General features: G+C 39.1%; 9 protein-coding genes. 3 read left to right on the plus strand and 6 right to left on the minus strand.

The features are described 5' to 3' along the window. Positions 1-168: 168 nt before the first annotated feature. Positions 169-1,479 carry a hypothetical protein gene (locus tag Q0954_RS28800; RefSeq protein ID WP_299463604.1) on the minus strand — a complete coding sequence of 437 codons (1,311 nt, stop codon included), beginning with the start codon at positions 1,477-1,479 and terminating at the stop codon, positions 169-171. 164 nt (positions 1,480-1,643) lie between these two features. On the opposite strand from Q0954_RS28800, the gene Q0954_RS28805 reads away from it, so the two are divergent. Next, positions 1,644-2,438 (plus strand): hypothetical protein, encoded by a 795-nt coding sequence (locus Q0954_RS28805; protein ID WP_299463607.1) that lies wholly within the window; start codon positions 1,644-1,646, stop codon positions 2,436-2,438. Positions 2,439-2,554: 116 nt separating this feature from the next. Then, entirely contained in the window at positions 2,555-2,737 is a 183-nt protein-coding gene (locus Q0954_RS28810; RefSeq protein ID WP_299463610.1) for a hypothetical protein, read from the plus strand. Between the two features lie 700 nt (positions 2,738-3,437). On the opposite strand, the gene Q0954_RS28815 is transcribed toward Q0954_RS28810, so the two are convergent. The 5 genes from Q0954_RS28815 to Q0954_RS28835 all read right to left on the minus strand — a co-directional run bounded on the left by Q0954_RS28815 (position 3,438) and on the right by Q0954_RS28835 (position 13,206). Further along, the gene (locus Q0954_RS28815; protein WP_299463613.1) at positions 3,438-5,666 is read right to left on the minus strand and encodes an FUSC family protein; all 2,229 of its coding nucleotides are present in this window, start codon (positions 5,664-5,666) and stop codon (positions 3,438-3,440) included. Positions 5,667-5,828: 162 nt separating this feature from the next. After that, the gene (locus Q0954_RS28820) at positions 5,829-7,304 is read right to left on the minus strand and encodes a BspA family leucine-rich repeat surface protein (RefSeq protein ID WP_299463616.1); all 1,476 of its coding nucleotides are present in this window, start codon (positions 7,302-7,304) and stop codon (positions 5,829-5,831) included. Between the two features lie 219 nt (positions 7,305-7,523). Next, positions 7,524-9,311, minus strand: coding sequence for a BspA family leucine-rich repeat surface protein (locus Q0954_RS28825; protein WP_299463619.1), 1,788 nt, complete (start codon positions 9,309-9,311; stop codon positions 7,524-7,526). A 477-nt stretch (positions 9,312-9,788) separates the two neighbouring features. Next, the gene (locus Q0954_RS28830) at positions 9,789-12,011 is read right to left on the minus strand and encodes a tetratricopeptide repeat protein (RefSeq protein ID WP_299463622.1); all 2,223 of its coding nucleotides are present in this window, start codon (positions 12,009-12,011) and stop codon (positions 9,789-9,791) included. 688 nt (positions 12,012-12,699) lie between these two features. Next, positions 12,700-13,206 carry a hypothetical protein gene (locus tag Q0954_RS28835; protein WP_299463625.1) on the minus strand — a complete coding sequence of 169 codons (507 nt, stop codon included), beginning with the start codon at positions 13,204-13,206 and terminating at the stop codon, positions 12,700-12,702. Positions 13,207-13,540: 334 nt separating this feature from the next. On the opposite strand from Q0954_RS28835, the gene Q0954_RS28840 reads away from it, so the two are divergent. Then, positions 13,541-14,350 (plus strand): leucine-rich repeat domain-containing protein, encoded by an 810-nt coding sequence (locus tag Q0954_RS28840; protein WP_299463628.1) that lies wholly within the window; start codon positions 13,541-13,543, stop codon positions 14,348-14,350. The last annotated feature ends 846 nt before the right edge of the window (positions 14,351-15,196 follow it).

A 15,196-nucleotide genomic window follows, 5' to 3' on the forward strand; every position in this document is an offset into this window, starting at 1 on the left:
AACAGGTTGAGTTTGGCCACTTTGCTCCCACAACTCTATCAAACCAAACATTTTCTTTTCTTTATTCATATCTTTTTAATGCAAAGGTAAGCAGGCAAATAGCAGATGTAAACATGTACTTACTGGGAGGGATACAATGTAATGCTGTAATCACAATGATCACTCTATTTACTCCTTACAGTTATTGAAATTATCTTCATAAAGTATATTGCCATCGTTACCGGTTATTTTTACCCAATCGACCATACCAGTACCTTTGAAGGTATAATACAAGCCCTTGATTTGTCCCAAAGGCTTTGCATACAGGAAGCTTCCTATTACTTGATCATCTACAAAAAAGCTAACTTTGCTATTGTATGCCTTTATTTTAATTACTCTCCAATATGATAAATCAATCCCAAACCTACCAAGGTTTTCTCTTTTTCCACTTATCTTTTTATCTACAAGATTTACATACGCATAGTGATGAGTTCCTTTGGTTACAAAGTTGGCCGCTATTTTATCTTTGTTTTGTCCATATATGCCTACAGTTGCATCAAAAGCATACAAACCTCCATTTTTCTTTCCATTTTTGATTCTAGTTTCTAGACAAAAATTATCTCCACTTACTGGAAACGAGTTTATATAAAATATGTTGGTCCAAACATACTTGCCCATAGTATCTGGTATATGCATTATACCATGACGTTGGGTCAAATCACAATACAAAAACATGTCATTTTTTTCAAATTTACTAGCATTCCGTTGCCTTGCGTAGCCCTGCCACTTTTTGGTTTCTAGAGTAAAAGCCACCGAGTCAACCAGATACCCTGATACCCATAGTTTTGCTACATAGTTGCCAGGCCTTCCATAAAACTGAGATAACCGTCCAAACCTTTCCTTCAATGTATCTTTCTTGGTAGCAACCCTAACATCATATATGTTTAAGTCATAATCAAACACTGCCAACTCCCCCTTAGGAACTTGAGTAAGGTCAAAGGTAAAAAAGACGGTCTGCCCTTCGATTCGATCTAACCTTATCTTGCCTTTGTATTTTTTCCTCCCTCCTGATTTTAGAAAAACTAGCGACAATGCTATAGTAGCAATCAACAAGCTCAGCAAAGCCAGAGCCACAGCTCTTCTACCAGAATCATTATCAAACAATTTCCAAAATTTAAGCTGAGTCTTTTTGTTGGGTTCCTTGATAGACCATTCTCTTTTTTGTAGATCATATTGCAAATAATAAGCTTGTATAATGTCCAATAATACACCTTGAAGGCGTTTACCAAACTTTGCTTTAAGTTCAACCTGCTCGTCTTCTGTTCGTTTTCCATATTGTTTAATTTGTGAGAGTTGGGTTTGCCCTATAGCAGGCTTTCCTTTTTTGATTTTTTTGGCGATCTCTTTTTGTAAGATACCTTGGCTATTAAGAAAATCTATTACTTCTCCAAGCATCAAAAACTGTTGATGTCTGCTAAGGCTGTGAATTTGCTCCTTCATAACAACTAACTGAATACCAATTATTTATATTTAGAATTTCGTGAAATTTTGTAGAATTATCGGAAAATATTGCCAAAGGTTATTTAAAAATTGATTCTTTTCACTTTCCATCCTATCATTGCAGCAACTAATTATTTTTAACAATCTCAAAACACAAAACGAAAATGTTGAAATTTAAAAAAGTGTTTGTTCTAGGCTTGCTAATTTTGGTAGCTTTTGCCTGTCAACAAAAAAAAGCAGTGATTCCTCAAAAATCATCTACACCTCATCATCCATCTGTGAATATTACGTCTTTGGTAAAATTGGTTCATGCACCTGACCTTTCGCCTCAGGAAAAGCTAACTATAGACAAAGACTATCGTTCATTGACTGCTCAGGAACTGGATACTTTCTTTGAAGAAAATTATCGTTACCTGCTTAAAAAAAGTGGTGGCACCAAAAAAGAATCTGACACCAATGTAGAGAAAAAAGTGCAAACAGCAATGGTTGCCTATCGTCGGTTGAAAGACATTTCGCTAGACATCTATCAAAAACCGTTTAACCAAATTGATGAGGCAGAATTGGGTAAAGTTTTTGAAACTTTGTCCAGTGATTTAACAAATGCCAATAGAACTACAGGGTGTTTGGCTTATGACTTTAATAGAAGAGCATATTTATCAAGCAGCATCAATAATCCATCTGCTTGTTATGCTGTAGGGCGTGCAGCCACAACCTCAGAACCTGATGATTGTAACTATATTCTATATTTTAGACTCAATCCTCAAACTTACAATTCTTTCAAAATCAAAGCTAAGACTTATTATACTCAAGCCTTGCTCTTAGCATTTAAAGCCATTATTGCTCGTCAGCCATCAGGGATGCAAGCAGCTCAGGTAATGCTAGGAGCAACTCGATGCAATATAGCCTACCCAGCAAATACAGAATACTATCTTCGTACTACAATTGAGCTGGAGAGGTAAATAGCATTTCAAACTTAATAATCCTTTTGCCAAAAACTGAGTTGGCAACGACAATTATTGTTGCCAACTCTTAACTAAACCTCAGTATCCATTTTCTAAACAAATAATAATCAATTATGGAAAATCCAAATTTTATAGAAGCAGAAAAAAGACAAATTCGCGAAAAAATCATAACCTTAAGTCATCTGCTTGAATCGAATCCAAATGCCTCAAGGAAACAAAAAGAACAGTGGACAAATGAGATTGCTAACCTTGAAGATCGACTGACTTGGAACTCCAATCCAGATAGAGATGTTTAAGTAATTTGGTGTACCCCTTGAAACGATCCAATTTTATGGAAAACCCAGATTTTGATAATATTTCAAAGCTTGGGTAAATATTTTCAATCCTAGGCAGGAAAGAATGAGGGTTTTATGAGACTGCAGCTGGATTATTTCTTTCGCTCACAAACACAGTCATTCCTCCTGACGCGCCTTTTTCTACGAACATTTGTAAAGCAGTTCCAAAATAAACAACTCGACAGGGCATTCTTATAAAATTTATGACTAAAAATCTCTTTCAACTTAATTGTTTGACCATCAATAAATAACATCATCATCGCCTTTGGTTGTGTCCTCACAATCGAATCGTTGCATCAATGTATGTCGATATTTTGACTTTTTATTCGCTTGTGGAGACACAAACGAAGGCGTTAGAGTGTATTATAAAAAGTGATAAAGTCCACTGAAGCTTGAGGAACTCAAGGCATTAATCGGACATGGAGACACTGCCACCCGATACGATTATTAATGACGCATTGTCTAGGGCTTAAAAGAGCTGGGAAGGGTATAAAAACAGTTTTAAAATTACTCAAAAAAAACAAAATCTACGGACTTGATTCGAAGAATTTACAAGCTCGATAAAGCCTGGTTTAACGCATCTGAATACGATATTTATCAGGAACCTTGACTGGTATCATAACCGAAAGCTGTTATGTTAATAATCACCCCAACATTGTCATCAAAAAGCCCCTTTTGCCTGAGTTTTCATCGTTTGCAATAACTCTTTGATTCGCTGCATTTCTTGTTTAATAATATGTGCTTCTTTAAATGCGGGCTTAAGCACTTCGTCTATAGCGGTGTTGCCCAGCTTATATTGGGCATTGTGTGCATCTTCTAGCTGTTGCCAATAAAGAGCCAACCTACTATAGGCTTTTTCCTTGCCTGGTAGGTTGTTTTTAGTTTCCAATATAGCATCAAAGTCGTGATCAAGGTGCGAACAAATTTCCTGTAAAACAGGTCGTAATGTGGTAAGTTGCTTCCCTTTGAGGTAGTTGCCCAAATTTGTGATAGATGACACAATGGAATGATTTAGGGCGACCAGGTCATAAAACAAGTCGTACTTGCCTCGCTTAGACTTGGGGTCTTGAGTATAGCGCTGGAGGTTTGCATTCAGTACACTGCTTGCTATATAGGCCGATTTTCGCTTTAAGCGATAACTTGTATCACTGGGCTTGTCTGAAAAATGAGAAAATAATATTTCTTGTAAAAAAGATTGATTGGCCTTGGCTGCATTTGTTATATTTCTCTCAAAAGATTGGCACTCCCAGAAGGGCAATACAAAATAAGCAACGCCGATAGAAATAAGCGCGCCAATGATGGTGTCTATCAACCGAAAAGCGATGATGGTATGCAGGTGAGTATCCAGCAAGGCAAATGAAAAAATAATACATAAGGTAATTGCCAGGGAGGCCAAGGTGTAGTTGCGCACCAAAAGCGAAAATGAAAACAACATGCCAAGCGCAGCCAATGCCACAAAAAACACAATTGAGGTGGATATTTGGAGTAATAATAAGGCTAAAGCTGCCCCTATTGCCGTACCCACTACGCGCTTGAGAGCCCTTTGCATAGTGATGCCATAACTTAACCGAAGGATCAGCAATGTGGTAAGCATAATCCAATACGCTTTTTCTATGTCCAACAGAGCGCCTAACAAGTAAGCCAAGACAAAGCCAAAAGCCATCCGAACGGCTTGCCTAAACACAGGCGAGTTTATATTTACATGGGGCATAAGCCGACGTAAATGGTAGGATTCTTTTTGATAAAACAAACCTTGCTGGTTTTCTGAGAGAGCAAGCTCTTTGATAGATTCAGGGGTATTTATATACGCTATAATACCCATAAGATGCCTTATTTGTAGCTTATAATGATCAAGTAAGTGGTGCATTACCAAAACACCTTCCCGCGCTTGTGGCAGGTCTACAGTTTTAAAAAAACGTTGTATAGTCTCTTCTACTTCATCAAAATCAATTTGAATTTTACTGATGTGAGAAACATTTGCGCTTCTTAGCTCTTTGGTAATCAGGAACAACTGATGATATATTTGCTCTGCTACATTGATAAAGGGGGCAAGCGTGGCTTCATTGGTAGTGGGCAGTGCCTTTATTTTAGCCAGGTTTAACGGGGTGGCTACCGCCAATTCCATAAAATCGATCAATTGTTTTAAAAGAAACATTTGTCGGTTTCTTTTGCTTGAAGGTTTGGTAATGGTACGATTCGACAATATCAATACCCCCAGGTTTCCCTGTTTTTCAATAATATTGATTTGTAAACCCAGCAGGTTTTGGTTGACCTCTTCCTTGGCATCGCTTCGTTTTGCTGCAATTATGCCCTGCTTCAGATAGCCTGCAGTAAGCTTTGCCAATTCGCCCAGCTGTTCGTTAATTTGTCGGTTTTTTGTCAGCAAATGGTATATCCATGATGCTATTGCGTAAAATATTCCACCACAAAAAATAGTCAGCGCGTATACCAACAATTCTTTGCCTTGGTGGTCTCCTACAAAACCTAAAGAAATGGCAAGGGCTCCCACAAATGCAAATATTTCTGCCCTATTTCCAAACGCCGAAAGCATGTACAAAGCAAAGGTGGTGCAGGCGATAAATATCAGCATGAACACCAGTGAAAACTGTAGCAGATTGATAACAATGATGATCAGGGCACTTAAAAGCGTACTGAGCACCATGGCCAGGCTTCGGTTGGTTGCTTTGCCTGGCATATCATTAAACGATGTCAATAAAATGCCAATGCAGTTGCCTAATATATAGTGATGATGCCCTGTAATGTAAAGCAAGCAACTGGTGGTAAGCATTAAGAAAGTCATGGCTAAAGACCGCAAAAAATCGTGGCTTCTAAAGTACCGTGATATGGAGTTGATCTTGTAAGAATTAAAATCGTTTAGAGGGTTTCGCATGGGGTTTTATCAATAGTGATTTTTGAATATGCAGGTCTTAAGGCAAAAGTTTAAAAAATTCTCATATTTGCAAATATAACGATTAATTAAAAATAAGCGTTGTCTTTACCCCTCCATAAATTTTCAAGGCATGGAAAAAATCAGGCTTTTATGTCTATCAAACTACCTCTTTAGCTGCTTCCAATGACTGAGGTCTTGTTTGAAGCTCGTAGCATCTTTGAACATGTTCATCATATTGGTTACCTGGCTTACATTCCACTTGCCAATAGGCTGGTTAAAAGCAGTGGCTCTCGAAAACATCTCTTTCATATTGGTTACTTTACTCGTATTCCAGCTTCCAATGGGCTGGTTAAAATATTTTGCCCAATAAAACATCCTGGTCATCTGGGTTACTTTACTCGTATTCCAGCTCCCAATGGGTTGGTTAAAAACTATTGTCTTCTCAAACATCTTAGACATATTCGTTGCCTTACCTGTGTTCCAGCTTCCAATGGGTTGGTTAAAAGTTCTTGCCCAATAAAACATCTTAGACATATTGGTTACTTGACGAGTGTTCCATTGATCCAGTGGTTGGTTAAAAGAGGCAGCATTATAAAACATTCCTTCCATATCGGTTACTTGGCTAGTATTCCAGCCTCCAACGGGTTGATTAAAAACTTTGGCCCAAGAAAACATCCAAGCCATCTGGGTGACTTTACCCGTGTTCCAGCTTCCAACGGGTTGATTAAAAGCCTTGGCCCAAGAAAACATCGCTTTCATCTGGGTGACTTGGCGGGTATTCCAGCCCCCAATGGGTTGGTTAAAAGAGGTTGCCTTATAAAACATCCCTTCCATATTCGTTACTTTACCCGTGTTCCAGTCTCCAATGGGTTGGTTAAAAGAGGCAGCCCGATAAAACATCCCTTCCATATTCGTTACTTTACCCGTGTTCCAGTTTCCAATGGGTTGATTAAAAACTTTGGCTCTTTCAAACATCCTTTCCATCTGGGTTACCTGGCGGGTGTTCCAGTCTCCGATAGGTTGGTTAAAAGTGGTGGCCCAGTAAAACATTTTAGACATATCGGTTACCTGACGGGTGTTCCAGCTTCCAATGGGTTGATTAAAAGCGTCAGCCCTCATAAACATGCCTGTCATATTGGTTATTTGGCTCGTGTTCCAATGCCCAACTTTTCCATTAAAGCGGGTACAATGGGCAAACATCCTTGCCAACGATTTTACCCGACTTAGGTCGGGGGCATCAGTGGCTTTACAGTCCATATTTTCGCAACCCTCAAAAGCAGATTCCATAGAAGTCCAGGCAATGTCGCCCCATTGTTCTATAGAGAGCAACTTGAATTTATCACCTTGGTAGGCAAAGCGAATGTATTGCAAGCCTCCTGTAATACTCACCTGGTATTTGCCCGCCTTGGGCAAGGTAAGCGTGGTGGTGTCTTTGCCTGTTGTCTTGCCTTGGTTTTGGGGCTGCCCCACCTCTTGCCACACGATTTGGTAGCTGCCCTTGGCAGGGATGGTGATTTGATTTGGTTGAGAAATGCCTTGGTTGTCAGTTTGCCAAATAGTAACAAACTGTGCCTGGGTCCTGACACTGGCAAGCAGCAAGGCTAATAATAGGAAGATGGCTTTTAGTAGATTTTGCACGTTGTTTATGATAAGTTTAAAAATAAAAGTATGTACTAAGACAAAATTAAATACACCTAATATACAAATATAACTATCATATTATGAGAGAGTTATCTTTATTTGCAGCTTATAGCTAATTGCACCGATATTCATCGGTATCTAAGGACTTGCTGCCACTTAATGCTTAAAAACATGGGGCAACCTCACCTGCCTTTGGGTGAAAAAGCCAAGCTTTTCTTAATCTCTATCCAACCGTTTCCAATGGCGGAGGTCTTGTTTGAAACTGGTGGCACCTTTGAACATGTTTGTCATATTGGTTGCTTGACTTACATTCCATTTATCCAGTGGTTGGTTAAAAGAGGTGGCACCAGAAAACATCCAGGCCATATCCGTTACTTGACTTACATTCCATTTATCCAGTGGTTGGTTAAAAGAGGTGGCACGAGAAAACATCCAAGCCATATTCGTTACTTGACTTACATTCCATTTATCCAGTGGTTGGTTAAAAGAGGTGGCACCAGAAAACATCCAGGCCATATCCGTTGCTTGACTTACATTCCATTTATCCAGTGGTTGGTTAAAAGAGGCGGCACCAGAAAACATCCAAGCCATATCCGTTGCTTGACTTACATTCCATTTATCCAGTGGTTGGTTAAAAGATTGTGCATCAAAAAACACCCCATTCATGTTGGTTACTTTACTGGTATTCCAGTTATTCAACGGTTGGTTAAAAGAAGTGGCACGAGAAAACATCCCGCCCATGTTGGTTACTTGGCTGGTGTTCCATTTATCCAGTGGTTGGTTAAAAGAGGTGGCACCAGAAAACATCCCGCCCATATCCGTTACTTGACTGGTATTCCATTTATCCAGTGGTTGGTTAAAAGAGGTGGCACCAGAAAACATCCCACTCATATCCGTTACCTGGCTGGTGTTCCATTGATCAAGCAATCGGTTAAAAGATTGTGCATCAAAAAACACCCCACTCATATCCGTTACTTGACTGGTATTCCATTTATCCAGTGGTTGGTTAAAAGAGGTGGCACCAGAAAACATCCCACTCATATCCGTTACTTTACTGGTATTCCATTTATCCAGTGGTTGGTTAAAAGAGGTGGCACCAGAAAACATCCCACTCATATCCGTTACCTGGCTGGTGTTCCATTGATCAAGCAATCGGTTAAAAGATTGTGCATCAAAAAACACCCCATTCATGTTGGTTACTTTACTGGTATTCCAGTTATTCAACGGTTGGTTAAAAGAGGTGGCACGAGAAAACATCAAGGCCATATTCGTTACTTGACTGGTATTCCAGTTATTCAACGGTTGGTTAAAAACTTTAGCCCCAAAAAACATCTCGCTCATGTTGGTTACTTGGCGGGTATTCCACTGATCAAGTGGTTGGTTAAAAGAGGCGGCACCAGAAAACATCCAGGACATATTCGTTACTTTACTGGTATTCCAGTTATTCAACGGTTGGTTAAAAGAGGCGGCACCAGAAAACATCCAGGACATATTCGTTACTTTACTGGTATTCCAGTGCCCAATTTTCCCGTCAAAGCGCGCACAATAGGTAAACATCCTGGCCAACGACTTTACCCGGCTTAGGTTGGGGGCATCGGTAGCTTGGCAGTTCATATTGCTACAACCCTCAAAAGCAGATTCCATCGAGTTCCAGGCAATGTCGCCCCATTGTTCTATAGAGAGCAACTTGAATTTATCACCTTGGTAGGCAAAGCGAATGTATTGCAAGCCTCCTGTAATGCTCACTTGGTATTTGCCCGCCTTGGGCAAGGTAAGCGTGGTGGTGTCTTTGCCTGTTGTCTTGCCTTGGTTTTGGGGCTGCCCCACCTCTTGCCACACGATTTGGTAGTTGCCCTTGGCAGGGATGGTGATTTGGTTAGGTTGAGAAATGCCTTGGTTGTCAGTTTTCCAAATAGTGATAAACTGTGCCTGGGCCCTGACACTGGCAAGCAGCAAGGCTAATAATAGGAAAATGGTTTTTAGTAAATTTTGCGTATTGTTCATGATAAGTTTGATAATAAAAATGATGATGGAAGCCATGAGGTAAGACATTCTTTAGTCAACCGTTTTCAATGATGTTAGGCTTTATTTGCTTGCTATTTGCCCCTGACCCATTCAAAGGGGTAATATAACAAACATATTGGTGACCTTGAAAAAACCTGGGCAAGATTCGCCTCTGGCAAAAAGCAACTATGGTAAATGATTTGAAGCTGATTATTAGTTTTATAATAATACATTATGATAAGTAATATATGATTAACCTATTTCAAACCATTAAGGAATGACACCACGACTGATTACTTGACTTAAAAATCAAGAGGGTTCCCTGCAAGGTATACCAAAAAGTGAAGCCAGGGAGGAATGAATAGGCATTGCTATACACGATGAGCGAATGATCCAAAAACTTGATGATTGGGCATTTATGCACCTTGTTACATAGTTTTTGAAACTATCCAATTTGAACAATTACAAGAGAACACGTCAATCAATTTTTATTCCCATCAATAAAATATCATCCCGCTGGCTGGTACCTTGCATATGTTGTTGTAAAAACTCCATCAGATGTTTTTTTTGTGCTTCCATGGGATGATGAGAAATATCTTCAATTATTTTTTTGAGTTTTGTAGCCCCTATTTTTTTTCTTTTACTGTCGTTCTGGTCAGCAAAACCATCTGTACTCAAGTACAAACGAGCACCAACATTTAACTTAAAATCGTGCTGGGTAAACTCACGTTTGTTTTTATATTGAACACCTATCGATATGGAGCTGCCTTTCACTTCTTCCAACAAGCCACTCTCTGGCCTTATATACCACAAAGGACGCTTGGCACCAGCAAAGGTCACTTGTGTCTGTTGTTTTTTTTGCCCTTCAAGGGTGATAAATGCCGCATCTAAGCCACTATTATTTTTGGTTTTATCTTGTTTCAAGGCATAGCGAATCATGGCATTTAACTTTTCTAAAATGATTGCTGGGCTAGTTATTTTTCGGGTTTGAACAACCTCATTTAATAATGAAAAACTCATCATACTCATAAATGCACCTGGCACCCCATGCCCAGTACAGTCTACAGCTGCAATAATTCGCAAGTTGCCCACTTGCCCAAGCCAATAAAAATCACCTGAAACTATGTCTTTAGGCTGATAAATAATGAAGTATTCATTGAGGACTGCCTGAAGACGTTCCTCAAAAGGGAGCATTGCCTGTTGGATGGTTTTTGCACTTTTGATGCTTTGGCTGATATAGTGATTTTGTTGCTTTAGAAGAGTGTTTTGTTGCTCTATGGCATCGTGCTGAGTAATGATTTCTTCCTGTTTTTGCAAAAGTGATTGGTTCTTCACCAACACCTGCTGATTGAGTTCCTGTAGTTGATGATTAATTTTTTGTTTCTGTCGACGTTGATGGTAAAAAAACAACATGGCTACCAACGACATTATAGAAGCCGCTACAGAAGCGAAAAGTTGTGTGTTTTTCTGTTTGATTTCTATTTTCTGTAGTGCTTGCTCTTTTTTTAGCAAGTCGTTTTCTTTTTCTTGGGCTTCTGTGTCATACAGGGTTTGCATTTCGATAATTTGCTTACTTTTTTTAAGGCTAAAAATGCTGTCCTTGAGCTTGGTATGTTTCTTATGCCACTCCAGAGACACTGAAAAATTGCCCTGAGCAGAGTCAACCTTTGACAACAACAAGTATAATTCCTTAAGTAGGTTTCTTTTTCGTGTTTTTTGAGCGGTTGCTTTGCTCTCATTCAAGTATATTTTGGCCTGTTGAGATTTACCCCAAGCAAGATACAATTTCCCTAAATTACGCAATGTAATCGCCACTCCTCCTTTGTTTTTAAGCTGTAGTCTTAATTCAAGCGCTTTTTTAAGGTATTGATCTGCCAGTATATACTTTCTCTGATAATAATAAGCATGCCCTATGTTGCTCATTGCTCTGGCAATTCCTGCCTTTTCTCCCAGCTGTTGCTTCATCCTGAGCGCTTTAAAATAATATTGAATTGCCTTTGGGTATTGATGATCATACAAATAAATTGACCCCAGATTAAGCGTGATTTTGCTTACTCCAGGCAAATCATTGAGTTGTTGGTGTATCAACAAAGCCTTTTCGTAGTTTTTGGCGGCGTTATCGTATGCTCCTTGATGACGATAGGTAATGCCTAAACGATTAAAAATCTGGGCTTTAATCAGAGGATTTTTAACCCGCTCTGCAAGTTTTAGCGCTTGCATACATGTGCTAATTGCTTTGCTGTGTAAGCCTCTCTGGGTATATACATCGCTCAGCAAAGCAAGGGCATGAGCCATCACTTCAGGCTTTTTGGCAGCTACTGCTTTATTATACAATTGAGTGTAATACTGACGTGCCTTATTGTATTTTCCTCTTTGGTAATAGAGCTTGCCAAGTAATCTAAAATGGTTAAAAAGTCCCTTTAAATAATTTAAACCATGCGATAACGCCAGACCTTGGCTCATATATTGTTTTGCCTGGTCGGGGTCTGATTTAAGGTAGCATTCGCCCAACTGCCAAAGATAACGTATTTGGTGAGTATCTGATTTGCTATTTTTAAGCCGTTTTTTCAAGCTATCTATGTATGCTTGGTTTTGCCCTAAAACCTGAGCCTGTATGCCTATTAGACATAAAAACACCAGCAACAACAAAAAGAGTAGTTTTTTGATGAAAAGGCCTGGTGTTGAAAGTAAAGTGTACATGACTTTTTTCAACTAAATGCTGCGGAATTTGTTCACCTACTCAAGCATAATACTTTTTTTTATTATATACTAAGGAACATGTTCAAAATAAGTATCGAGATTGAGGGCGTATACTCGAGGCTGGCTGAGGCACTTTTAGCCTTTGAGCTCAGCGCAGCAAAGCTGCCCCGATGAACCGGGATTTATAAACAGCTATCGGTTTGTAGGCGTAGCCATAGCTACGGCGAAAAAAGCTCGTAGTCCCGGCGGAACTGCCGGGGTAACGAAAGTCAGTAAAGAGAACCGCAGAACGAAGTTCAAGCTTTGCAAAGCTAATATGTTCCAAACCGGACAGCTTCAAAGTCCCGATTTCTTATCGGGGTTATTGTTGAGGGCTACGCCCGAAATCCCGTTTACGGGGCGATCACGTTCCTAAGCATTATACATCAATGCTCCATAGTAATTTTAGCCAAAATAGGGTGCTCATCATCCATCAATCAATGATGAACTTGGGAACCATTTACTGGTGTGTTTGGGAATAAAACCCAACGTCCTTTTAAAATAAAACAGGCAAACAGGTTTGTTATAACCCTATTGATTTCCAAGCCTAAAAAGTGCGTTACATTTACTTGAATTTGATATGGACTATTGATACATATCAAACACTACCGAAACAAAACATTTTATTATTTACCACATGGCACCTACCCTACCTGATCGTTTTTATTTTACCGCCAAGGGTTATCTGATAGTGACTGGTATCAGCACTCACTTGAATGCTTCCGGTAGTTGGGTGATGGTTTTTTAGCACCCAACAACTTGATATTTTTCCGCTTTTATGAATGATTACCTGACAATCTATCTCATGGCCTTTAGTCATTTTTTTTGAACCAACAAACCCAATTATTTGACTAGATACGCGCTCCATGTCAGGCAGGCTGATGGTTTCCAGGCTAATCATCTGCTTATGTGAAAGCTTATTTGTCAGCAATTGTAAAATACCCACCAAATCTTTCTTAAGTCTAAAATAACCCAACATCTGAGGCTCATTTTTTCCTTGAAACCGTGTTATAGAGATGCCACGCTCATTCACCAGTAGCTCATCGTTTTTACTAGTGATCAATACAGGATAATCAAGTGGTTGGGATGTGGTCGAACAATTATTTTTCATCCACGATAAACGGGCTTTTTCTGAGTCGAAGGTTTGTTTTTTCATTGTATGTTTTGCGATAATTGGTGTTAGATTTATTTGCCTCCCAAAGTACCTGATTTGTTTCAGGTAACCTGGGCAAGTCACCAGACAAAACTACTCCTTGGATGGGACATAAAGTAGATAACCTATCTACCCAAGGTATAGTACTTTTTATCAGGGTTGTAAAACACACAAGTCTACTTTATACATCCACAACTTCGTGTATTTTATTGCCTCAATTAGATAAGTTGGCTTCATACCTTATTGTTGATCATTTGCCTGACTAGCAGATATATTAAACAACCAATCACTTTTATTGAAATATGGCATGAATTATTCTGGTAAATTTATTGAGCTTTTGAGATCACCTGATACGTTAAATGTGAGGCTTGCCCTAGAAATTGCCAAAGGGGCAAAAGATGATGAGTATGCTCAAATTGTAGCTGATTATCTGATATTGTACAACTTCTTTTTTGGCACAAATATCCACCACATCGAAGCAAAACATATTGTAAATTTAAACCAACCCAGCCTTAATTTAAGCTACAGTCGGCTTAGTAATATCCCCACACAAGTAAAATACCTGGAAGAATTGGTATTGCTAGACCTGGATGGAAATAATCTTGAAGCATTGCCACAAGAGTTGGGCAATTGCTATAGCCTGCGCAAACTATGGGCAAATAAAAACCAGCTAACCACTATTCCAGCAGGCATAGGCGACCTTACAGCATTAGAGGAATTGTGGTTGTGGCACAATTCGCTGGAAGAGCTGCCCAAAGAAATTGCCAACTTACAAAACCTACGCTTGCTCAACCTTGAAAACAACTTGTTGCTTGCTTTGCCAGCAGGCTTGGGGCAATTGGGTAAGCTACAAAAGTTGAGTTTGGGTTGTAATTATTTGTCAGTCTTACCCAAAGAGGTGGGCAACATCACAAGCCTGAAGCAGGTAAATCTGAGTTATAATCAGTTGGCATGTTTGCCTAAAGAAATAAGGTTTTTACAAAACTTAGAAGGGCTTTTTCTCTCCCATAATCGCCTCACCACTTTGCCCAAAGAAATAAGAGCATTAAAAAAACTCAAGCACTTAAATTTAACTGGCAATCCAATTGCCAGGCAAGAGCAACGTAAAATAGCCAAATGGTTGCCCAATTGCTACATTACCTTCTGATGGCACCTAATTTCCTGTGGGCATCCACTCTAAATGCCAGTAAAACTGACAAACATGGTTTTATTAAGCATAAGTTTGCTATCAGATATAGACAATTTGTTGGAAAAGCTAAAGGCTGCTCCACAATGTGGTGTAGTCTTTTTTACTCAAGCAGTTGAAGGTATAAAAAAAGCGCATAGCTGAGTAAGTAGCAGCAAGTCCTTAGATACCGATGAATATCGGTGCAATTAGCTATAAGTAAAGATAAATCTCTCATAATATGATAGTTATACTTGCATATTAGGTATATTTAATTTTGTCTTGGTACATACATACTTACGGAGGTTTCAACCCCTGAGTAATCAAAAATCACTAAAATACCTGAAACCTTTAGGCAATAGATGACCCTGCGTAATAAAACTCCTAAACCTGTGCAAAGCAGGTCACTTCTATTGCCTTTTTTATGGTTTACATAACGCCTACCTATTTTGTCTTATTTTTGCCCCACTTGTGTCTGCTTCCTGTCTATAAGTATTCTGTGTCAACCAATAAATTTATTCTACATTTACACAACAAGTATTATTCAATAAACCATCTCGCCGTTCAACCACACCTTCACAGATGCGGTTTTACGGCTTTTTTCCAGACATCAAATACATCTGTATTCTAATGAATTTTATATGCCAATACTCCGCAGTGATTTTAGCCAAAGTTGACTACTGATTAACTTCGTTGAGCACCGATATACATCGGTATCTAAGGACTCGCCAGAGGCTCGGTTATCAGTAGATTATGATTTTAAAAACTATTTAATTGCACGGCGTAGACCTAAAACTGAAACCCTTTTAAAAATAAAGTAGGTAAACA

Origin of the sequence: uncultured Microscilla sp. (assembly GCF_947493425.1) — a bacterium.
In the GTDB taxonomy this organism is placed as follows: domain Bacteria; phylum Bacteroidota; class Bacteroidia; order Cytophagales; family Microscillaceae; genus Microscilla.